The 21,178-nt window shown below is 63.3% G+C and carries 16 protein-coding genes and 1 pseudogene; 6 read left to right on the top strand and 11 right to left on the bottom strand.

Annotation, left to right across the window (positions count from 1 at the left end):
• Positions 1–182 precede the first annotated feature (182 nt).
• The 9 genes from B3605_RS13095 to B3605_RS13055 all read right to left on the bottom strand — a co-directional run bounded on the left by B3605_RS13095 (position 183) and on the right by B3605_RS13055 (position 13,760).
• Complete coding sequence (locus B3605_RS13095) at positions 183–1,400, bottom strand: pilus assembly protein TadG-related protein (protein WP_112942857.1); 1,218 nt, start codon at positions 1,398–1,400, stop codon at positions 183–185.
• A 38-nt stretch (positions 1,401–1,438) separates the two neighbouring features.
• A complete protein-coding gene (locus B3605_RS13090) occupies positions 1,439–1,597 on the bottom strand; it encodes a hypothetical protein (RefSeq protein WP_162725204.1) in 159 nt (52 codons plus the stop codon).
• 75 nt (positions 1,598–1,672) lie between these two features.
• Entirely contained in the window at positions 1,673–2,644 is a 972-nt protein-coding gene (locus B3605_RS13085) for a TadE/TadG family type IV pilus assembly protein (RefSeq protein WP_296434390.1), read from the bottom strand.
• A gap of 151 nt (positions 2,645–2,795) precedes the next feature.
• Positions 2,796–3,674 carry a transglutaminase family protein gene (locus B3605_RS13080; protein ID WP_183795170.1) on the bottom strand — a complete coding sequence of 293 codons (879 nt, stop codon included), beginning with the start codon at positions 3,672–3,674 and terminating at the stop codon, positions 2,796–2,798.
• Between the two features lie 4 nt (positions 3,675–3,678).
• Positions 3,679–6,096 (bottom strand): circularly permuted type 2 ATP-grasp protein, encoded by a 2,418-nt coding sequence (locus B3605_RS13075; protein ID WP_296434388.1) that lies wholly within the window; start codon positions 6,094–6,096, stop codon positions 3,679–3,681.
• A gap of 20 nt (positions 6,097–6,116) precedes the next feature.
• Positions 6,117–9,437, bottom strand: a complete 3,321-nt coding sequence (locus tag B3605_RS13070) for a DUF2126 domain-containing protein (protein ID WP_296434386.1) — start codon at positions 9,435–9,437, stop codon at positions 6,117–6,119.
• Positions 9,438–9,757: 320 nt separating this feature from the next.
• Entirely contained in the window at positions 9,758–11,137 is a 1,380-nt protein-coding gene (locus B3605_RS13065) for a sensor histidine kinase (RefSeq protein ID WP_112942861.1), read from the bottom strand.
• On the bottom strand, positions 11,134–11,838 hold the full coding sequence (locus B3605_RS13060; RefSeq protein ID WP_112942862.1) for a response regulator: 705 nt from the start codon (positions 11,836–11,838) through the stop codon (positions 11,134–11,136). Before B3605_RS13060 ends, B3605_RS13065 begins: the two co-directional genes overlap by 4 nt.
• Positions 11,839–11,909: 71 nt before the next feature.
• A complete protein-coding gene (locus B3605_RS13055; protein WP_112942863.1) occupies positions 11,910–13,760 on the bottom strand; it encodes an adenylate/guanylate cyclase domain-containing protein in 1,851 nt (616 codons plus the stop codon).
• 180 nt (positions 13,761–13,940) lie between these two features.
• Here B3605_RS13055 and B3605_RS13050 point away from each other — a divergent pair, with 180 nt between their 5' ends.
• Both B3605_RS13050 and B3605_RS13045 read left to right on the top strand, forming a co-directional pair.
• Positions 13,941–15,008 (top strand): ABC transporter substrate-binding protein, encoded by a 1,068-nt coding sequence (locus B3605_RS13050; RefSeq protein WP_183795168.1) that lies wholly within the window; start codon positions 13,941–13,943, stop codon positions 15,006–15,008.
• A gap of 266 nt (positions 15,009–15,274) precedes the next feature.
• Positions 15,275–15,679: pseudogene (locus B3605_RS13045) on the top strand (response regulator); the annotation flags it as partial.
• Between the two features lie 155 nt (positions 15,680–15,834).
• Here B3605_RS13045 and B3605_RS13040 read toward each other — a convergent pair.
• Entirely contained in the window at positions 15,835–16,035 is a 201-nt protein-coding gene (locus tag B3605_RS13040; RefSeq protein WP_112942864.1) for a hypothetical protein, read from the bottom strand.
• Positions 16,036–16,361: 326 nt separating this feature from the next.
• Here B3605_RS13040 and B3605_RS13035 point away from each other — a divergent pair, with 326 nt between their 5' ends.
• Genes B3605_RS13035 through B3605_RS13025 form a run of 3 tightly spaced genes read left to right on the top strand, consistent with a single transcriptional unit; the run spans position 16,362 to position 19,334 of the window.
• Positions 16,362–17,306, top strand: a complete 945-nt coding sequence (locus tag B3605_RS13035) for a Bug family tripartite tricarboxylate transporter substrate binding protein (protein WP_112942877.1) — start codon at positions 16,362–16,364, stop codon at positions 17,304–17,306.
• On the top strand, positions 17,303–17,794 hold the full coding sequence (locus tag B3605_RS13030) for a tripartite tricarboxylate transporter TctB family protein (RefSeq protein ID WP_112942865.1): 492 nt from the start codon (positions 17,303–17,305) through the stop codon (positions 17,792–17,794). Before B3605_RS13035 ends, B3605_RS13030 begins: the two co-directional genes overlap by 4 nt.
• 22 nt (positions 17,795–17,816) lie before the next feature.
• Positions 17,817–19,334, top strand: coding sequence for a tripartite tricarboxylate transporter permease (locus B3605_RS13025; RefSeq protein WP_112942866.1), 1,518 nt, complete (start codon positions 17,817–17,819; stop codon positions 19,332–19,334).
• A 96-nt stretch (positions 19,335–19,430) separates the two neighbouring features.
• Here the strand turns inward: B3605_RS13025 and B3605_RS13020 are convergent, their stop codons facing one another.
• Positions 19,431–20,036 (bottom strand): dienelactone hydrolase family protein, encoded by a 606-nt coding sequence (locus tag B3605_RS13020; RefSeq protein ID WP_112942867.1) that lies wholly within the window; start codon positions 20,034–20,036, stop codon positions 19,431–19,433.
• A 704-nt stretch (positions 20,037–20,740) separates the two neighbouring features.
• Between B3605_RS13020 and B3605_RS13015 the strand changes: the two genes are divergently transcribed.
• Positions 20,741–21,049 carry a hypothetical protein gene (locus tag B3605_RS13015; RefSeq protein WP_112945274.1) on the top strand — a complete coding sequence of 103 codons (309 nt, stop codon included), beginning with the start codon at positions 20,741–20,743 and terminating at the stop codon, positions 21,047–21,049.
• Positions 21,050–21,178: the final 129 nt, after the last annotated feature.

Here is a 21,178-nt window from a genome sequence, read left to right as displayed (position 1 = left end):
TACAACGCACTTGCAACAAGGGAAAACCGGCAAACGGAAAAATTGACGCAGGGCACCCGTGGACGACGGAAAGAACTTGATTTTTATCGGCTTTCTGATTTTGATAGACCGGATTGCACAACAACGAAAAGCCGCTCCGGTTTGTTCCGGAGCGGCTTTTTTTGTTTTGTGGGATTGCGCGATCAGTTGATCAGGCGCGTCGTCTGGTTGGCGGCCTTGGCACCGATCTTCTTGAAGGCGGCCAGGAGGTCGGCCATGCTTTCAGCCTGGAAGTAATGGCTTGCGTCCGTAGCGCAATTCTTCAGAAGCTTCTGCCCGGTTGTCGGAGCCATGAAGGCAACAGTAAAGATTTCGATGCCCTTGGCCTTGGCGGCGTCACAGGTGGCTTTTGTCGCCGTGTCATAGGAGCGCCCGCCCCATTTGTCGTCGTTGTTGTCGCCATCGGTCATGAAGACGATGTATTTCTTCGGGATCTGCTTCGTCTTTGCGTAGTGTATCGCATCTTCGCTGTCGTTTCCGGCGCTGTTCTTGGCCGTCAAAGAGGTGAATGCCGTGTTCATGGCGTCGCTTGAGTTCGTCCCGCCGTCCGCGTCGAGCGCGTTAACGTAGGTTGTAACAGCGCTGGTACCCCAGGCAAGCTTACTGGCGGCATATTCCTTGATATCGTAAGATACCGCACCCGTGCGTGCGTAGATGTGCGTCGGGTCGGCAGTCTCAAGCTGAGTCGTCAGACTGCCAACGGCCAGTTTCAACGCCTCGATCTTCGAGTAATAGTTGGTCTGAGTTCCTGTGCATGTTTTAGGCTGATACCAGGTGCCGCAAGAGTAGGTGTACGTGGTTGTAGGTTGCGTTGCGTTGACCGTCGTCGTTGCGTAGTCCATCGAGCCGGACTTATCCAGCGCAAGGAACATCGAGACAGAACCTTGCGTCTCGGAATAGCCACCGGCCGTCTGGCTCGATACGCCGATCGTCGTCGTTTTGAAGCCGGCGACCTGGGCCAGTCCGCTGAATTGCATCGTGTAGTTAGACGATATGTTGACGTTGTAGCTGGTCGCGGCACCTGATGTTGTTTTTGTCGCCGTGACGGCCGTGGCGTTCTTCAGAGCGGTCGTATCGGAGAGATAGTTCGCCATCTGGCCGGCGATAAAATCCTTGGCGAAAGCGGCAGCCCCTGATGTGTCGATCTTGCCGTCGGCCAGCGCCGACGCGGTGGCCAGCGCGGCGGAATCGGCCGCTTCCTGCAGCTGCCGTTTCGACATGGCCGCATTGGCTATATCGATAGCCAGACTCCCCGCGCCGAACAAGACCGGAATCACGAACGCCGTCGTGATCGCGAAATTTCCGTCCCGATTGGACATCAATCGAGAAACGCCATTCATCATAAATAGCAAGGTGTTCATCATGCTCACCCGAGTAGTTGCTTTTGACAATGTGGCAGTCATGCGCCCAATTCATTGAGCTTGTTTTGACGGGTTTGCTTCAATTTTAATGGAATGTTGCTTTCCAACACGATTTCGGGCGGGGCTCGACTTTGCGCCAAACTGCGTCCGGCGGTGTTGCTTTCATGCATCATCACTGCGTCACGCGAGGTGGTCATCCCCGACGTTTCACGACGCCAAAAAGCCGCCCCGGATCGGTTCGGGGGCGGCTTTTTCGAGCGATGAAATCGATGTTACTGCGTCAGGCGAACATAGGTGGTGTCCGAGCCGCTGCAGTCGGCGCTGACGGTGTAGAAGAAGTCCTGGGTGGGACCGCCGCCGCCGTCTTCCCAGGCGTGGCTCTGCTTGGATGCGCAACCGAAATAGGCTTCCAGCGGATAGGCCGTGCCCTTCTGGAGCTGCTTGCCGTCGACATAGAGCGAGTCCATCTGGTTGGGGTTGTCCGTGCGCAAGGTGCTGTCGTAGACCTTGCTTGATGCTTGGTTAGTGGCCGTACATATGACTGTTTGCTTGGAGCCGGATGCCTTTCCGCTGTATCCGGTTGGGCAATAGTCCTTCTTGATCTCCATCTTCAGGATCAGCTTGGTGTAGTTGCCGAGGTCGATGGTTCCCGTCGCCGGATCCATTGTCATGGTGCCCTTGCCATCCTCGAGCAAAGTGGTGGGCTGGTAGACAATGGTCGCCAAGGTCGTCTCGGCTGTGCTGCCGGGGCGGACCACCATGACCGAGATCTTCTTGTACCAGAAGCCCTTTGCATAGGTCGGGTCGAACGTGATCTTCGTGGGCTTCACCGGCGCGATGGCGGCTGCGTTCACGCCAATAGGAATCGAGTTGTAATTGGCGATCTTCATCAGCGATGTGTCGACCGCCGCATTCAGGGCAACCTTGAACGTCCGGCCATCGGCGGTCATGCTCGACGTGACATTGCTCGGCATCTGCGCGGAATAGCCCTTGAGGAAGGCCTGGGCCTTGGTGGTGGCTGCGGCCAGATTGGTACCGTCGAAAATCTTGCCGCCTTCCAGCGCGGTTGCGTCGGCAATTTCCTGAAGGTTGGTCCTTTGGGTGGATGCATTGGAAAAGTCGATCGCGACGCCTGCAGCCAGCAGCAGCGGTGTGGCGATCAACGCCGTCACCATGGCGAAGTTGCCGCCACGGTCGTTCGAGAAACGGGCGATCGTGGTCGTAAGCAGGGACAAGGCGCGCATCATGTTCACCGAGATGGTTTTCCAAAGTATGCGACTATCCTTGGATCATCTTCATTTAGGTCAGCTTTATGAGTCTGATCTAATTTTATCGAATTGTCGCTTTATCGTGCGCTTTGGCTTGATGTCGGCCTCCGGCCCTGCTTCACCGGCCCTACTTCACCGGAATGACATCAACCGCCTGAACCGCCCGCTGGCCGCCATAGCTTTTCAGCACGCCGATGACGGGAGCAACGTCGGAGTAGTCGCGGCCGTAGCCGACGACGATGTGGTCGGTGCCGGCGGGGATGTTGTTGGTGGGGTCGAGTTCCACCCAGCCGGTCGTCTCGCCGCACCAGACGCGCACCCAGGCATGCATGGCGTCGGCGCCTTCCAGCCGCTCCTTGCCCGGCGGCGGGATGGTGCGCAGGAAGCCGGAGACGTAGCCCGCGGGTATGCCGAGGCTGCGCAGCGCCTGGATCATCACATGGCTGAAATCCTGGCAGACGCCGCGCTTCAGCCTAAAAGCCTCGATCGGCGTGGTGTCGACGTTGGTCGCCTCGGCGTCGTAGGTGAAGTCCTTGTGGATCGCGGCGCAGAGGGCGGTGGCGATCTCCAGCACGGTCAGTCGGGGCTGGACGACGCTCTGTGCGTATTCCGAAATGATTGGCGTTTCGATCAGGCGCGGGCTGTTGCCGAGGAAATGATGAGGCGAGCCCGGCTTCAGCGACCAGACGCCTGCGATCTCCTCCGGCAGATCAGCGAGCACCGGCGAGAAATCGGCCGTGATCGAGTGGCTCTCGACCTGGACGCGGGCGTGCATGCGGATGTCGAGCTTCTCGTGCGGCGCGCGGACCATGAAGGAGGTCGCGGGGTGCTCGAAGAAATCGGTGAAATTGGATTGCTCGTCCGGCGTCGGCGACACCTTGATCGAGCCCGCGATCAGGCGCTGGCGATCGGGCAGCGAGAGCGGCAAAAGGCGCATGATGTGGCGGGCGCCGGAGGCCGGCCAATCGTAGCTATAGCCCATGTGCAGCGACAGATCGTAGAGCACAACATCACCCCAGATAGGTTTGCGCGAGGAGATCGGAGAGGTTTTCGAGCTCGCGTTCGAGGCTGCGATAGACGTCGTCGGTCATCGTCTCGGGCGTCATGACGGCGAGGCCGGAGCGCAGGCGCATGGATTCGCGGTAGAAGGGCGACATCTGGCCGTTGGTAAGCGCATTCGGCAGCTGCTCGACCTCGCGCAGGATCTCGTTCAATTGGAAGAGGATCGAGCGCGGGTTGAGCGGGTCGAGCGCCAGAAGGTCGGTGACAGTCAGCCGCGCGGTGTTGACGTTGTAGCGGCGGCGGTGGGTCATGACGCTGTCGCCGATCTCGAGCAGCATGTCGAGCGCGCCATCGGGCGCCTCGGGGCCGGACATGTGACCGAGCAGGCGGGTCATGTGCAGCGCGCGCTCGATGTGGCGGCCGAGCGACAGGAATCGCCAACCGGTGAAGCGATACATGTTTTCATGCACGAGACCGGCGAAGCCCGCGAGCTTGCGCAACAGGATCGTCATCGCATGGCTGGCGTCGTCGCCCGGCGATACTGTCGCGTGGAAACGGCGGGCGGTCTTGGCGAGATCGGTCAGCGCCAGCCAGCCATCCGGCGAGAAGCGGTCGCGGATGTTGCTTGCCGAATAGACGGCGCTGTCGATATTGCGCAGCAGCGTGTCGGGCACCGCGTCCTCGGTGTCGATATCGACGGCGGCGAGATAGGCGCTGACATCGGCCAGCAGCGGCTGGCTCGGATCGGCGGCCTCGGCGAAGCGGGCGTGCCAGGCGCGCAGGATGCGCAGCGCCCCTTCGGCGCGCTCGATATAGCGGCCGAGCCAGAAGAGATTGTCGGCGGCGCGGCTGGGCAGGCTGCCCGGCATGTTGCGGGTGAAGCTCGCCTCGGTGGGCAGCAGCGTGTGGCGCTCGACGGGCTTGTCAGAAACGATCCAGACGTCGGCGGCCGCACCACCCGACTGCATGGCGATCGCCGCCACGTCGTCGCCGGCGCCGATGCGGGCGAAGCCACCAGGCATGATCTGCCAGCCGTTCTTTGTGCGGGCGGCGAAGACGCGCAGCGACATCGGCCGCGGCACCAGCTTGCCGTTCACCCAGCTGGGCGTGGTCGAGAGCGTCACGGCCTCCTGGCCGACGAGCTTCGGGCCATCGGTGTTCAGCCAGTCGCCGATGGAATCACGGGCGGTGGCGCGAAGCGCCGAGCCGAGCACGGATTCACCGTTGTCGTCGAAGAAGGGCGCGCGCGAATAGGCCGGGCCGATCACCATTTTCTCGATGTTTTGGGCGACATGGTCGCGTTCGCTCTTCTGGCCGCACCACCAGGTGGCGATCGACGGCATCTTCAGCTCCTCGCCGAAGAGGCGGCGGCAGATGGTGGGCATGAAGGCGAGCAGCGCGCGCGTCTCGATGATGCCGCTTCCGAGCGCATTGACGATGGTGACGCTTTCGGCGCGCAGCGCTTCCACGAGGCCCGGCGTGCCGATGTGCGAGGTCTGGTTGAGCTCGAGCGGATCGGCATAGGCGGAATCGAGGCGGCGCCAGAGCACGGTGATCGGCTTCAGGCCGGAGACGGTGCGCACCATCACCTTGCCGTTGACGACGGTCAGATCCTCGCCCTCGAGCAGCATGAAGCCGAGATAGCGGGCGATGTAGGCGTGTTCGTAATAGGTCTCGTTGGCGGGGCCGGGGGTGAGCACGGCGATGCGGTCGTCGCCGCTGTGCTTCATGCCCTGCAGCGCATCGCGGAAGGCGCCGAAGAAGGAGGCGAGGCGGTGCACCGGGGTTTCCGCATAGATATCGGAGAAGGCGCGGGTGGTTGCCACCCGGTTTTCCAGCGCGAAGCCGGCGCCGGATGGGGCCTGCGTGCGGTCTGCCAAAACCCACCAGTTGCCATCGGGACCGCGGCCGACCTCGAAGGCGCAGAAATGCAGATAGTGGCCGCCGGCCGGCTTGACGCCGACGAGCGGGCGCTGGAACTCCGGATTGGAGGCGATCAGCGCCGGCGGCAGCACGCCATCCTCGACCAGCCTGTTGTCGCCATAGATGTCGGCGACGATCGCTTCGAGCAGGTCGGCGCGCTGGACGAGGCCTTCCGACAGGCTCTCCCATTCGCGCTCGTCGATCAGAACGGGGATGGGCGAAAGCGGCCAGGAGCGCTCGGCGCTGCCGGTGCTGCCATAGGCGCGGTAGAAGACGCCGGCATCGCGCAGATAGCGGTCGGCGCGGGCGAAGCGCTCGGTCAGGTCCTTTTCCGGCATGCCGCTCAGATGCGCCATGACGCGCTGCCAGACCGGGCGGATCGCGCCGTTCTGGTCGACCATCTCGTCGGCGACGCCAGGCGGCGGACGATAGCCGAGCACCGCCTCGTTGCCGATGCGCTCGCTCTTCTGCTGCCGCAGCTCTCTTGCCGGTTTCTTGCCCATGAACCCCTAGTCTAATGCGTCTAAATGCCTGCCGGTCTTCTCAGATCCAGCGTCAGCGGGAACTCCGGCGATCCGGTCTCGATCGCGGGGATATAGCCGCCCGATGTATGGCCCCATGGCTCGAATCGCGCCAGACGCCTGGCTTCGGCTTCGTTACCATTGACCGGGAAGGTGTCATAGTTACGCCCGCCCGGATGGGCAACATGATAGATGCAGCCGCCGATCGAACGCTTCGACCATGTATCATAAATGTCGAAGGTGAGCGGCGTGTTGACGGGCAGTAGCGGGTGCAATCCCGACGCCGGCTGCCATGCCTTGAAGCGGACGCCGGCGACCGAGACGCCGGCAGTGCCCGTCGGTGTCAGCGGCACGGTGCGGCCGTTGCAGGTGACGGTGTAGCGGGACGAATTGCTGGTCTCGAGCCTGACCTGCAGACGCTCGACGGAGCTGTCGACATAGCGCACGGTGCCGCCGATCGCGCCTTCCTCGCCCATGACGTTCCAGGGCTCCAGCGCCTGGCGCAGCTCCAGCTTCGAGCCCTCGTATTCGACCTCGCCGCAGAAGGGGAAGCGGAATTCGAGCTGTGCCTTGAACCATTCCGGGCTGAGATCGAAGCCGTTCTGCTTGAGATCGGCAAGCACGTCCTGGAAATCCTGCCAGACGAAGTGCGGCAGCATGAAGCGGTCGTGCAGCGTCGTGCCCCAGCGCACGAAGCGGCCATCGGCGGGGTTCTGCCAGAAGCGGGCGATGAGGGCGCGGACCAGAAGCTGCTGGGCGAGCGACATGCGCGCGTTCGGCGGCATTTCGAAGCCACGGAACTCGACGAGGCCGAGGCGGCCGGTCGGTCCGTCGGGCGAAAACAGCTTGTCGATGCAGATCTCGGCGCGGTGGGTGTTGCCGGTGACGTCGATCAGGAGGTTGCGGAACAGGCGGTCGGTGATCCAGGGCAGGGGTGTGACGCCCTTGCCGGGCGCGGGGATCTGGGCGAGTGCTGTTTCCAGCTCGTAGAGGCTGTCGTGGCGGGCCTCGTCGATGCGCGGGGCCTGGCTGGTCGGGCCGATGAACATGCCCGAGAACATGTAGGAGAGCGAGGGATGGCGCTGCCAGTGCAGCACCAGGCTCTTCAGCAGATCCGGACGGCGCAGGAACGGGCTGTCGCCGGGATTGGTGCCGCCGACCACGACGTGGTTGCCGCCGCCAGTGCCGGTGTGGCGGCCGTCGATCATGAACTTGTCGGCGCCGAGTCGCGACTGGCGGGCCTCCTCGTAGACGGTGCTGGTGATCGCCACGCAGTCCTGCCAGTTGGAGGCCGGATGGATGTTGACCTCGATGACGCCGGGGTCGGGTGCGACGCGGATGACGTTGATGCGCTCGTCCTGCGGCGGCGAGTAGCCCTCGATATGGACGGGCAGGCCGAGTTCGGCGGCGGCGTTCTCGGCGGCCGCGATCAGCTCTAGATAATCCTCGATGCGCTCGACCGGCGGCATGAAGACGCAAAGGCGGCGGTCGCGCGGCTCCACCGAGATTGCGGTGCGCACGGCGCCGCCGATCTCGCCCAGCGTCTGCTCGACGCGGCTCTGGCCGGCCTCCTCGCTATGGCGCGAGGCTTCCGGCATGGCGCGGCCCGAGGGCACGAAGACATCGGGCAGCGGCGTGCGGGGGATGGAGGGGTCGGCCGGGTGGATATAGGGGAAGCGGGCGGGCGGCACGTAGGGGAGTGTGCCGAGCGGCAGGCGGTAGCCGACGGGGCTGTCGCCGGGAACGAGGAAGATCTTGCCGCGGCGCGTCTTCCACCGCTCGCTCATCCAGCGCTGGCCGGATGCCTGGGCGTTCCAGGCCTGGACGGGAAGGATGTAGCCCGTCGGCGTGGTCAGGCCGCGCTCGAAAACGCGGGCGATGCGGTTGCGCTCTTCCGGGTCCTTGAGCTTGGAATTCGAGGGATCGACATTGTCGGGCAGGCTGCCTTCCTTGAGGATCCACTCGGCCGGGTCCTCATAGGCCGGCAGCACCATGTCGGTGTCGATCGCGAGTTCGCGGGCGATGGCGCCGAGCAGGTTGGCGGCGTCGTCGGCCGCGACACCTGTGTCCTTGCCTTCGCCGGCGATGAGCTCGGGATTGCGCCAGATCGGCTTGCCGTCCTTGCGCCAATAGAGCGAGAAGGTCCAGCGCGGCAGGCTTTCGCCGGGATACCACTTGCCCTGGCCATAATGCAGGAAGCCGCCGGGGGCGAAGCGCTCGCGCAGCTTGCGGATCAGGATATCGGCCTTTTCGCGCTTGGTCGGGCCGACGGCCTCGGTGTTCCATTCGGCGGATTCGAAATCGTCGATCGAGACGAAGGTCGGCTCACCACCCATGGTGAGGCGGACGTCTTCTGCCTGCAGGATGCTGTCGACCTTGGCGCCGAGCGCGTTGAGTTCGTCCCAGCTGTCGTCGGAGAAGGGCTTGGTGATGCGCGGATGTTCGGCGACGCGCGTGACCTTCATGTCGAAGGCGAACTCGGTGTTGGCGTGGCCGTAGAGTGCGCCGGAGATCGGGGCGGCGTTGCTATAGTGCGGCGTGGCGGCAAGGGGGATGTGGCTCTCGCCGGTCAGGAGGCCCGAGGTCGGGTCGAGGCCGATCCAGCCGGCGCCGGGGATGTAGACCTCGCACCAGGCATGCAGATCGGTGAAGTCGACCTCGGTGCCGGATGGGCCGTCGAGCGCCTTCAGATCCGGCGTCAGCTGGATGAGGTAGCCGGAGACGAAGCGGGCGGCGAAGCCGAGATTGCGGAGGATCTCGACCAGGAGCCAGCTACTGTCGCGGCAGGAGCCGAGCGCCAGCTTCAGCGTCTCCTCCGGCGACTGCACGCCGGGCTCCATGCGGATGACGTATTCGACGTCGTTCTTCAGCCGGGCATTGAGGCCGACGATGAAATCGGTGGTGCGCATCGGCGTGCGGTCGATGCCTGAGAGATAGGCCGCCAGCGCCGGCTCCACCGGCTGCGGCTGCATGTAGATCTTCAGGTCGTCCCTGATCTCCTCGGGATAGGAGAAGGGCCACATTTCGGCGCTCTCCTCGATGAAGAAATCGAAGGGGTTGTAGACCGTCATGTCGGCGACGAGGTCGACCTCGATCTTGAACTCGTTCACCGGGTCGGGGAAGACGTAGCGGGCCAGATAATTGCCGTAGGGATCCTGCTGCAGGTTCACGAAATGGTTCGCCGGCGAGACCTTCAGCGAATGGCTGATCACCCGCGTCTTGGAATGCGACGCGGGCTTGAGGCGGATGATCTGAGGCCCGAGCCGGACCGGTTTGTCGTATTTGTAATGCGTCAGATGATAGATGCTGGCTTTGATCGACATGGACTGCCTTATCCGCGGCCGTATCGTTGTACGGCATTTGCTGTTCCCAAGTGCAGTGTGTGCAATGCAGCGAGAGAATGCAAGGTAGGGATGGGTGTTCAAGGTGAGTGGTGTGGGTGCGGATGGATTGTCTGCTGTTTTGCCGCGTGGCCCCCTCATCCGCCTGCCGGCACCTTCTCCCCGCAGGGGGAGAAGAGACTCGCGGCGGGCCGCTTGCTCCATCTTCCCTTCGCCCCAGCGGGGAGAAGGTGGCCCGAAGGGTCGGATGAGGGGGCTACACGGCACAACAGCCGACGGGATCATCCTTTAAATTTGGCCCCTTACAGCCGCCCAAACCTCACCGTAGCCCTCAACCCCCTGCCGCCAATCCCCGCCTCCAGCGCCAGCGTCGCACCAAACAACCCGCAAATTTCCTCGACGATCGGCAAGCCCAATCCAGCACCTGGGGCGCCGGATTGGTCGGCGCGGGAGAAGCGGCGGCGGACGGCGGCGAGCTGGTCGGGCGGGATGCCGGGGCCGTTGTCTTCGACTTCTAGCAGCACGGCATCGTCGAGACCGCGGATGCGGACGGTGACTTCGGCGCCGTGGCCGGCATAGGCGATGGCGTTGCCTGTAAGGTTGCGCAGGAGTTCGCCGATCAGGAGCGGTTCGGCGCGGATCATCTCTTGTTTGTCGCCCTCGAAGCCGAGATCGATGCCGGCGGCCGATGCTGTCGGAATCAGCTCGCCGGTTATCTCCTGGGCGATCGCGGTGAGGTCGATCGCGGTTGCCGTCAGCGCCTCGCGCGAGGTGGCGGCGTCGATCTTCGCCATCAGGAGCAGCTGGGCGAGCACGCGTTCGGCATGCGCCACGGCCTGGTCGCCCTTCAGCGCGACTGCCTGGGCATCGGCGAGTGAGGTGGCGCGGGCGGAAAGCGCGAGTTGGGTGCGGATGATGGCGAGCGGGGTGCGCAGCTGGTGGCTGGCATTGCCGGTGAAGTTGCGCAGCGCGTCCAGCGCCTGTTCGAGCCGGATCATGAAGCCGTTGACGGTATCGACCAGCGGCTGGACTTCGCTCGGGACCGATTGCTCGATCGGGTGCAGGTCGTCGGGGCTGCGCTCGCCGATCGCGTCGCGCAGCTTGTAGAGCGGGCGCAGCGCCACGGTGACCGAGATCCAAACGATGATCGCGGCACCGAGGATCATGACGGAGAGGCGCAGCGCCGAGCGCAGGAGGATGGCGCGGGCGAGCTGGCGGCGGGCGATGGTGGTTTCGGCGACGGTGACGGTGAAGGGGACCGAGCGGATGCCCGTCGAGGCCGAGCGGTTGAGGGTGGCGACGCGGATCGGCTCGTTGCGGAAGCGATCGTCGGCGAAGGCAGCACCTTCGCCCTTGGTCTCCTTGATGACGGGGAGCGCCTGGTAGCCGGTGATGAAGTGGCCGGGCGGGCCGTCGACACGGTAGAAGACGCGGTCCTGTGCCGCCGATGTCAGCATTTCCAGCGCCACATAGGGGATGTCGACCTGCAGTGAGCCGTCTTCGGCAACGACGACGCGCTCGGCGATCGCCAGCGCCGAGCCGGCAAGGACGCGGTCGGAGACAATGTTGGAGGTCTGCACGGCCTCGCGGTAGGTGTCGGCCAGCGCGACGATGCCGATGACGGCGGTCGAGATCAGCAGCCAGAAGAGCAGCCGGCGGCGGAGCGAATAGGCTGACGTCATGGCGCCTCGGGGCTTGCGGCGCCCGGTACAGGCTCGGGTAGCTTGTCGAGATAGTAGCCGATGCCGCGCGCGGTCTTTACCGTCAGGCCGTGTGGGGCGAGGCGCTTTCTGAGGCGGCTGACATATTGCTCGATGGCGTTGGCGGAGATGTCGTCGTCGAAGGCGGTGAGCGACTGGATGATCGCTTCCTTGGCAACCACCTTGCCGGCGCGCATGAAGAGGATTTCGAGCAGGCCGAGCTCGCGGGCGGGGATGTCGAGCGGTGTGCTGCCTGAGAAGAAGGCGCGGGAATTCAGATCGAGCGACAGGCCGCCGAAGCTGACGGTTGCCGAATGCAGGCCGGCCTGGCGGCGCAGGAGAACGCGCACCCGGGCCTCGAATTCGGAGATGTCGAAGGGTTTTATCAGATAGTCGTCGGCGCCGAGGTCGAGGCCCTTGACGCGCTCTTCCGGCGTGCCGCGTGCGGTGAGGATGAGGACGGCGGCCTGGTTTTGGCGGGCGCGCATGGCGCGCAGCACGTCGAGGCCGTCCATCTCGGGCAGGTTGAGATCGAGCACCACGAGGTCGAAGCTCTCGGCCGCCGTCACCGCATTGGCGGATGCGCCGTCATGGACGACATCGACGGCGTGGCCGGTGCCGCGCAGAATGGCCGACAGCCCGTCGGCCAGCGCGATATTGTCCTCCACCAGTAGAATGCGCACGGATGTTCCCTTGATTTTTGCCGGAGACTACAGGGCGGCGCTGGCGATGTCACGATGCGCTTTTTACGGCTTCACTGCTGCGCGATGGCCGCCATCAGCTCGATGAAGCGCGGGTCGGAGCGGATGTTGTCGAGGTCTGAATCGTTTTCGAACCAGCCGATCTGGTAGGAAGAGCTGTTGGGGAGCAATTGCCGCATGTGTTCGACGGCGCGGTCGGTTTCTCCGAGCAAGGCGTGGACGCAGACGGCGTTGTAGCGGGTGATGACGTCGTGCGGGTCCATGGCGAGCGCGCGGTTGATCCAGGAGACGGCGCGCCTGGTGTCGCCGATCTGCGCGTAGGCAAGCGCGGCGCGATGGACGGGGGCGGAGTTGCCGGGGTTCTGCTCGGCGGCGCGTTCGGCGCGGACCGCCCCTTCGGCCGCCCATTTGCGGCCATCCTCGGGCAGTCCGAGCGAGCGGAAGGCGGCGGCGAGCAGGACCGGGGAGACGTAATCGTCGCCGTAGAGGCTGGCGGAGCGCTCGAAATAGATGATCGCATCCTCGAACTGGCCGCGCTTGAACAGGCGGTGGGCGAAGTGGAAATTGGCCTCGAAGAGATTGGGGTCAAGCGCCAGCGCCCGGGCGAAATAGATGTCGGCTTCTCCGTCGCGGGCGGCGTGATGGAGCGCGATGGCGCGGGCGGCGTGGGCCTCGGCAAGATCGGGGTCGAGCGCCAGCGCCTTGGAGGTCATCTCGAGGATTTCGTCGATCGGCAGCTCTGCCGCGTACCAGATGTAAAGCGCACTGTCGCAATCGGCGATGCCGGCATAGGCGCGGGCATAATTCGGATCGAGCTCGACCGCCTTGTAGAACATGCGCCTCGCCATGATCAGATAGGACATGGTCATGGTGCGGGCGAATTTGCGGCCGCGCAGATAGTAGGTGTAGGCCTCGACATTGGTGGTGGGGTCGCTCTCAATCGCGCGCACTTCCTCCGGGCGCATCTTGACCTTCAGCTGGCCGACGATGGCGTGGGCGATCTCGTCCTGGATGGCGAAGATGTCGGTGAGGTCGCGGTCGTAGCGATCGGCCCAGAGATGGTCCTCGTTGCAGGCGTCGATCATCTGGGCGCTGATGCGTACGCGGCCGCCGGATGTGCGAACACTGCCCTGGAGGACATAGCGGACCGAGAGCTCGCAGGCGATCTGGCCGATCTTCATGGCCCGGCCCTTGTAGGCGAAGGTGGTGTTGCGCGGGGTGACCAGCAGGCCCGAGATTTTCGACAGGTCGGTGATGATGTCTTCCGTCAGGCCGTCTGAGAAATACTCCTGATCCGGGTCGCCGCTCATGTTGGTGAAGGGCAGCACGACGATGGAGCGCGTGCCGGCGATGGGCGTTTCGGAGGCCACGCCCGTGCTCTGATCTGGGAGATCGACGAGAACGGCGTAGACGTGGACCTTCTGCTCGATGTTCTTCAGCGTCTGACGACCGCGATCCTCGAAGCGCAGATCGAGGCGGGCGCCGACATGGTCACGGACCGAGGAGGAGACGGCGATGCCGCCGGGGTCCGCGACGGCCTCGAGACGAGCGGCGACATTGACGCCGTCGCCGAAGATATCGCCACCCTCGACGATGACATCGCCGAGATTGACGCCGATGCGAAAGCGGATGCGGCGGTCCTCGGGAACCTCGGCATTGCCGAGTGCTACGCCGCGCTGGATTTCGACGGCGCAGGCAACCGCGTTGACGACACTGCCGAATTCCACCAGCAGGCCATCGCCCAGCAGCTTCACGACCCGGCCGCCATATTCGAGGATCGCTGGCTCGATCAGCTCGACGCGGTGACGGTTGAAGGCCTTCAGCGTGCCAGCCTCGTCGATGCCCATCAGCCTAGAATAACCGACGACATCGGCGGCGAGGATGGCTGTCAGTCGTCGCTCCAATGTGGCCTCCGCGTGATAGGGCAACTGGGTCGCTTGAAGTCTAACGTCTTTGGCCCTGCTTGTCGCGCGCGACGGTTACGCCTTTGGGCGGGCATGGAGCATGTGCAGCATCGCGCGCCGCTGGACAGCGCGGGTGTGTGCTCCCTTGTGCCTGATAGCGCAGTCATGCATTCTCATCGTATGAGGAGACTGCCACTACTTGCGTTGATGTTGCTCTGTCCGGGCCTGGCCCTGGCGGAGCCGATTTTCTATCCGGCGGTGTCGGGCAATGCCGGGGCGCCCGTGCTCGTGGTCTATTCGTCGCTCGACGAGCCGCTGGCGCAGCCGATGATCCGCGGATTTCAGGAGGCAAACCCCGACGTCGCCGTCACCTATGAGGACATGCTGACCGGGGAGATCTACGATCGCATCGTGCAGGAGACGGACGCGGGGAAGCCGACGGCGGATTTCGCCTTTTCGTCGGCCATGGACCTGCAGGTGAAGCTTTCCAACGACGGCTATGCGCAGCCGAGCAACCTGCCGATGAGCGGAATCTGGCCGAAATGGGCGAACTGGCGCAACACCGCCTATGCGCTGACCTTCGAGCCCGCCGTCTTCGTCTATCACAAGCCGAGCTTCGTCAACGAACAGCCGCCGAGTTCGCGGGCCGAGTTCGTCGATTATCTGAAGCGCAAGGGCGATGCGGTGCATGGGCGGATCGGCACCTATGATATCGAGCGCTCCGGCGTCGGCTTCCTGTTCATGGCGCGCGACCAGGAGCAGTTCGGCGATATCTGGTCGGTCATCGGCGCCATGGGGGCGGCCGGGGTGAAGCTTTATTCGACGAGCTCGGCGATCCTGGAGCGGGTGTCGGACGGACGCTTCGTGCTCGGCTACAATATTCTCGGCTCATACGCGGCGGATTGGGCCAAGCGCCATCCAGAGGTCGGCATCGTGCTGCCGAAGGATTATACCGTCGTCATGTCCCGGATCGGGCTGGTGCCGCAGGCGGCGGCCAATCCGGAGCTTGGGCGGCGCTACCTCTCCTTTTTCATGTCGAAGGAAGGGCAGACGATCATGGCGCGCGAGCTGCAGATCCCCGCCGTCAGCCCCGAAGTGACCGGCGAAAACACCGCGAACACCATGCAGGCGCTGCTCGGCGCGCAGTTGAGGCCCGTGCCTGTCAGCCCAGGGCTGATGGTCTATCTCGACCAGGTGAAGCGGGCGCGGCTGATCGCGCATTGGAACGAGGTGCTGCGCACGCAGTAGATGCCAGATCAGCGTCAGACAAGCGTTCGGCGTGTTGTTTTGGCGCATTTGTATCGGATGGGTTGCATAAGTATATTTTCGCCCGATTTCATCGGTTTTGCCAGGAAATGCGGTATTTGTATTGAACATTTAAAGCCCAAAATTGGTATGGCGCGGCTACTATTCTTTTAACCCTCAGGCTCCATATTAGGAAATTGGAAAGGTCGGGAACCAATCGCGTCGTCACGCGTTTTTGGGTTTCAGGCTGGCATGCATTCCAGGGATATGGGCAGTACCGCATGAATATTCTTATTGTCGAAGACGAATTGTTGATCGCGCTCGATCTCGAATCCATCGTCGAGGATCTCGGTCACACCGTCATCGGCCCGGCCCGAACGCTGGACGAAGCGCTTGAGCTTGCAGAGCAGGCAGAAGTGGCGCTTGTGGATGTTCAACTCGCCGATGGCGTGACCGGCCCCGCCATCGCCGAGCGTCTTTCCAGCGAGCATGGCGTGACCGTCGTCTTCGTCACCGGCAATCCCGAGATGGTGCGCAACAGCCGCAGCGCCGTTGGCGTCGTCTCCAAGCCGCATTGGCCGGAGAAGGTATCGGAAGCGCTCGACTACGCGGCCGCGATCCGCTTCGGCAAATCGCTGATCTCGCCGCGCTTCCTGATGCCGCTGGCATCGTGAGCCGCACGGCGGTTCTCCAAAATCTCTTTTGTCTGATGTGAAAGTAGGTCGGCTTCGGCGTAGCGATGATGCCGTATGTGTGGGCCGCTCGATAGCGTGCCCGCGGTATTCACCGGGGATGGGTGTTCTAATCTATTCGCGCGGCGCTCCGCTTTTCAGCGGAATCGGCAGGGGCGCTGGGCGTTCGAGAGCAGTTCCTGCTTCGTCGCGAAGGAGCCGAACAGCTTGAAAAGGCGCTGCTCCTCTTCCTTTTCCAGCCGGTGACGGCGCGAAAAATCGGCGACGCTCCACACTTCCCGCAAGCGGTCGTTCTGGCGGTCGTCGTTGATCTGGTTGATGTCGATGTGCGTGCTCATGGCGCAAATTCCCCTATTACTTTCGTCTAACGTCGAAGGGCGACAAGGGTTCCCGACATCAATCAGAAATCTGCAGTTTCCGCCAAGAATTCGAATTGCGGCAAAAAAGTGTCCATCCTGACTGGATAAGCGCGGGGTGTCAGCTAAATGACAGCTTGTTGTGGTCCCTTTTGAGGAACTTCAACTCCGTGGAGGCGGCTAGGGGAAGTTTCGGGAGGAGTTTAGCCAGATATTTCGGATGCGTTTTCGCGTCCGTGTGCGCTGTCCTTCCCGATCCGATCGAGAACAATGCGTGGTCGCAGACCGCGCTCATGGAGGACAGTCTCTTGAAGCATATTTTCCTGACCAGCATTTTCGCGGCCGCCATCGCGCTGCCGGCCTATGCCGCCGACTACTCGATCATGGCGCCTGCCGCTCCCGGCGGCGGCTGGGATCAGACGGCCCGCACCATGCAGACCTCGCTGCAGAGCGAGAAGATTTCCAGTAAAGTTCAGGTCATGAACGTTCCGGGCGCCGGCGGCACGATCGGCATCGCCCAGTTCGCCAGCCAGCAGAAGGGCAATCCGAACGCGTTGCTCGTCGGCGGCTATGTCATGGTCGGCGCCATCCTGACCAACAAGTCGCCGGTGACCCTCAAGGACGTCACCCCGATCGCCCGCCTGACCGGCGAATACGAGGCCATCGTCGTGCCGGCGAATTCCGATATCAAGACGGTCGCCGATCTCGTCGCCAAGCTGAAGGAAAATCCGGGCGCGGTTTCCTGGGGCGGCGGTTCGGCCGGCGGCACCGACCACATTCTCGTCGGCCTGCTCGCCAAGGCCGCCGGTGCCGATCCGACCAAGATCAACTACATTGCGTTTTCCGGCGGCGGCGAGGCTCTGGCCGCGATCCTCGGCGGTCAGGTGACGGCCGGCGTATCGTCCTATGGCGAATTCGAAGGCCAGATCAAGGCTGGCGCGCTGCGCCTGCTGGCGATCTCGGCCGACAAGAAGGTCGACGGTATCGACGCGCCGACGCTGAAGGAATCCGGCTTCGATGTCGTGCTGCAGAACTGGCGCATGGTCGCCGCTGCTCCCGGTCTTACCGACGAGCAGAAGAAGGCCGTGACCGACGATGTTGAGAAGCTCGCCAAGTCGAAGACCTGGCAGGACAACCTGAAGACCAAGGGCTGGATGGACACCTATCTCTCCGGTCCGGAATTCGAAGCACAGCTCGCGCAGGACATTTCCGCGACGGAAACGATCCTGAAAGACATCGGACTCGTTAAATGAGCTCCGAGAACCAAGTGACATCGCAACAGCGCCGCCCTGATTGGGCGGCGCTTGTTATTGCCGCCGTGCTGGTCGCCATGGCGGCCGTCATATTCTTCGACGTGGCGCGCCTCAACGAGACGACGGGCTATTCGCAGGTCGGCCCGGCGACGGTGCCGCACTGGATCGCCTACGTCCTCGTCGGCCTGGGGATCTGGACCGTCTTTGCCGCGTTCCGTCGCGATTTTCCCGAGCGCGAGCGCCAGGAGTTTGGCCCGGTGGTCTGGGTCGTCGCCGGTCTCGTCGCGCAGATGGTGCTGATCCGGCCGCTCGGCTTTTCGATCGCCACCGGCGCGCTGTTCGGTCTTGCCGCCGCCGGCTTCGGCGCTCGCAGGATCTGGATCAGCATTCCTGTCGGCATCGTCATCTGTCTCGGCATCTACTGGCTTTTTGCCGTTGTGCTTCAGCTTTCGCTTCCGGCGGGACCGCTGGAACACCTGATCCATTGACGGGAGCCTTGAGAGTAGCATCATGAGCACATTCGAATTTCTTCTACAGGGCCTGGTCTCGGCGATGGAGCCGATGAACCTGCTCTATGCGCTGATCGGCGTCACGCTCGGCACCATGGTCGGCGTCTTGCCCGGCATCGGCCCGGCCACAACAGTGGCGCTTCTTTTGCCCGTCACCTACCAGCTCGACGCGACCGGCTCGCTGATCATGTTCGCCGGCATCTATTACGGCGGCATGTATGGTGGCTCCACGACATCGATCCTGTTGAACACGCCCGGCGAAAGCGCCTCGATCGTCACTGCGCTCGAGGGCAACAAGATGGCGCGCGCCGGACGCGGCGGGCCGGCTCTCGCCACTGCGGCGATCGGCTCCTTCGTCGCCGGCCTGATCGCCACGCTGGCGCTTGCCTTCATCGCGCCGCTGATCGTCAAGATCGCCCTCGTCTTCGGTCCGCGCGAGTATTTCGCGCTGATGATCCTCGCCTTCGTCACCGTTTCCTCGGCTTTCGGCAATTCGTCGCTTCGCGGCCTTACCTCGCTGTTCATCGGTCTTGCGCTGTCGCTTGTCGGCATCGACCAGCTGACCGGCCAGAACCGGCTCTCCTTCGGCGTTCCGGATCTCCTCGACGGCATCGAGGTGACGACGATGGCAGTGGCGATGTTTGCGATCGGCGAGACGCTGTTCATTGCAGCGCAGGGTGCGTCGGCACCCGACAAGATCGAGGCGATCAAGGGTTCGGTCTGGATGACGGCGCAGGACTGGGCACGCTCCTGGAAGGCGTGGCTGCGCGGCACGGTCATCGGCTTCCCGATCGGCGCCATGCCGGCTGGCGGCGCCGAGATCGGCACGTTCCTCTCCTACGCGACCGAAAAGAAGCTCTCCAAGCATCCGGAAGAATTCGGCAAAGGCGCGATCGAAGGCGTCGCCGGCCCGGAGGCCGCCAACAACGCGTCCGCCGCCGGCACGCTGGTGCCGCTCTTGACGCTCGGCCTGCCGACCTCGGCCACGGCCGCGATCATGCTGGCGGGCTTCCAGCAATATGGCCTGCAACCGGGGCCGCTGTTGTTTGCCACCAATCCGCAGCTCGTCTGGGGCCTGATCGCCTCGCTGCTCATCGCCAATCTGATGCTGCTCGTGCTCAACCTGCCGCTGGTGGGGCTGTGGGTGCGGCTGCTGACGATCCCGAAGCCCTGGCTCTATGCCGGCATTCTGGTCTTTGCGACGCTCGGCACGATCGGGGCCAATCCCTCGGTGTTCGAACTCGGCATGTTGTTGGTGTTCGGGCTGATCGCCTATGTCATGCGCGTCTTCGATTATCCGATCGCGCCCGTCATCGTCGGTCTGATCCTCGGACCTCTGGCGGAGCAGCAGCTGCGCCGCGCGCTCGCCATCAGCCAGGGCGATGTGACGACGCTCGTGCAGTCGCCGATTGCCGCCGTGCTGCTTGGCCTGGCAGCCTTGGCGCTGATCCTGCCGCTCATCCTGCGCCTGCGCGGGCGCGGCGATGTGCTGACGCAGATGGCGGCCAGCGAAGACTGAGGCGCCTCAGACAAAGAAAAAGACTGCCCAAACCCCTATCTTTCACGGCCGGCGATGGAGACATCCGCCGGCCGTTTTCGTCAGACCGTTTCTCCCTCAAGGGAGGCCGTCGCCGGCGCCGTTGACGTGTCTGAGGAAATCGAGGACGCGGCGGGTGAGCACTTCGGCGGCGTCGGAATCCCAGGAGGGAAGCGAGCTGTCGGCGAAATAGTGCTGATCGCCGGGGTAGAGGAAGAGGCTCGCCTCCTTCACGTGCTCCAGGATCTCGCGGGCGGCATCGATATCGCCCTCGCGCATGAAGATCGGATCGGCATCCATGGCATGGATCTGCACCGGCACGCCCTCCGGCCATGGGCCGAAGGACCACTCGCCCGATATCGGCAGGCAGGCGTGGAACAGAAGCGCGCCGCGCGCACCGGGCCGCGTCTGCGCCAGCTGCTGCGCCGGCACGACGCCAAAGGAGAAGCCGGCATAGACAAGCTCGGCCGGCAGATCATCGGCCAGCCTCACACCGCGCTCACGCAGCGCATCGAAACCGGTGGCCTCGATATAGTCCATGCCCTCGTCGATGCTGGCGAAGACATGGCCATCGAAGAGATCGGGCGTGTGGACGACATGGCCGGCGTCGCGCAGATGATCGGCGAAGATATGGATGCCCGGCGTCAGGCCCTGGGCGTGGTGAAAGAGCAGGACTTCGGCCATGGGTTACCTCCGGGAGGGGTAGGTATGGCGGGGGCGGGGGAAGTCCATGGGGGAGATGTTTCGTCGCCGCCAGAGCCAACGGCAAGGTTATCTAGAAATGTGCCGGAGCAAAAAATCCGGGTGGCGCGTCAGGTGGATCGACCAACTTGCTTTTGAAGCAAGCGGCATGCGCAAACCAAGCCTGCCAGTTGCCATCGGCGGTTTCAGCGGTAAGGCGGAGTGGGTCGGGAAACGTGGGCTCGATGCCCTTGCCGCAAAGGCAACACGGACCCCATTCGACCTGCTGTTCGTTTCCCGACATTCGGCTTCCTTATCGGCCCGGCAAGACGAGTACTGTGCTAGCACGTTTTCTGATTGCGACTTAAAGTTTTATAACATGCTCCCTACATGATCAGAATATCGCGGCGCGTTTTTCGCGCAATCGGGGGAAGTGGACTTGCTTGTTGTCGATTTTCTATTGGAAGTCATAGGGCACACCACAGCCAGAGTGCTCCTGCCGCTCGCATCCCTGGGTAAAATCCGCGTACAGGGCGTCTCATCGGCTGAGGGCGGATTTAACTGGCTTGGTTTCAAACGCGGCCCGGATGGCTCTCTGCTCTGTGAGTCCTCGATGGCGGGATGGATCGGCTTGTTGCCGTGGGTACTACTGATCGCGGCGATCATATCGTTCAGGTGAATTGAGAAACCGTTGAGGTGGTGTTGTCATGCACGCAGAAGAGACAACCGCAGTTGTGCAAACCGTGAAATATGTCCTGACGTCGCTTTTCGTACTCGGCTTCGCGGGCGGCTTCATCACCAATGCGCTCATACTCTGGCGGACCAAATCGATGGTTTCGCTTCCGGAAGAGGAAGACCTTCCCTGGGGAGAGCGGAAGGGAAGGCAATTTTCAAGCTTAACGCCGTTCTTTATCGACAGTCGGTTCAAGCGGCTGCGACTCGTGATGACCTGTAGCATTGGACTGTCGGTTTGCTCCTTCGCCCTGATGCTGGTCGTTGATGGGCTCTTGAATTAGCGCAGGCCTTTGCGCCCGGAGCCCCCTCATCCGACCCTTCGGGCCACCTTCTCCCCGCGGGGTAGAAGGGAAAAGCGGCACCCTCCACGGTCTCTTCCCCTCTCCCCGGCGGGAGCCGTTGCAAAATCT

The organism is Rhizobium sp. UBA1881 (assembly GCF_002338015.1).
Classification (GTDB): domain Bacteria; phylum Pseudomonadota; class Alphaproteobacteria; order Rhizobiales; family Rhizobiaceae; genus Rhizobium.
Note: the sequence above shows the minus strand (reverse complement) of the source record. Positions and strands in the feature narration are given on the sequence as shown.

Bases quoted from the DNA above. Each gene is read 5' to 3' on its own strand.
- B3605_RS13015 (WP_112945274.1), top strand. From the start codon at position 20,741: ATGCACGCAGAAGAGACAACCGCAGTTGTGCAAACCGTGAAATATGTC.
- B3605_RS13020 (WP_112942867.1), bottom strand. From the start codon at position 20,036: ATGGCCGAAGTCCTGCTCTTTCACCACGCCCAGGGCCTGACGCCGGGC.
- B3605_RS13030 (WP_112942865.1), top strand. From the start codon at position 17,303: ATGAGCTCCGAGAACCAAGTGACATCGCAACAGCGCCGCCCTGATTGG.
- B3605_RS13095 (WP_112942857.1), bottom strand. From the start codon at position 1,400: ATGAACACCTTGCTATTTATGATGAATGGCGTTTCTCGATTGATGTCC.
- B3605_RS13090 (WP_162725204.1), bottom strand. From the start codon at position 1,597: ATGACCACCTCGCGTGACGCAGTGATGATGCATGAAAGCAACACCGCC.
- B3605_RS13065 (WP_112942861.1), bottom strand. From the start codon at position 11,137: ATGACGTCAGCCTATTCGCTCCGCCGCCGGCTGCTCTTCTGGCTGCTG.
- B3605_RS13050 (WP_183795168.1), top strand. From the start codon at position 13,941: ATGAGGAGACTGCCACTACTTGCGTTGATGTTGCTCTGTCCGGGCCTG.
- B3605_RS13040 (WP_112942864.1), bottom strand. From the start codon at position 16,035: ATGAGCACGCACATCGACATCAACCAGATCAACGACGACCGCCAGAAC.
- B3605_RS13075 (WP_296434388.1), bottom strand. From the start codon at position 6,096: ATGGGCAAGAAACCGGCAAGAGAGCTGCGGCAGCAGAAGAGCGAGCGC.
- B3605_RS13085 (WP_296434390.1), bottom strand. From the start codon at position 2,644: ATGCGCGCCTTGTCCCTGCTTACGACCACGATCGCCCGTTTCTCGAAC.
- B3605_RS13070 (WP_296434386.1), bottom strand. From the start codon at position 9,437: ATGTCGATCAAAGCCAGCATCTATCATCTGACGCATTACAAATACGAC.
- B3605_RS13025 (WP_112942866.1), top strand. From the start codon at position 17,817: ATGAGCACATTCGAATTTCTTCTACAGGGCCTGGTCTCGGCGATGGAG.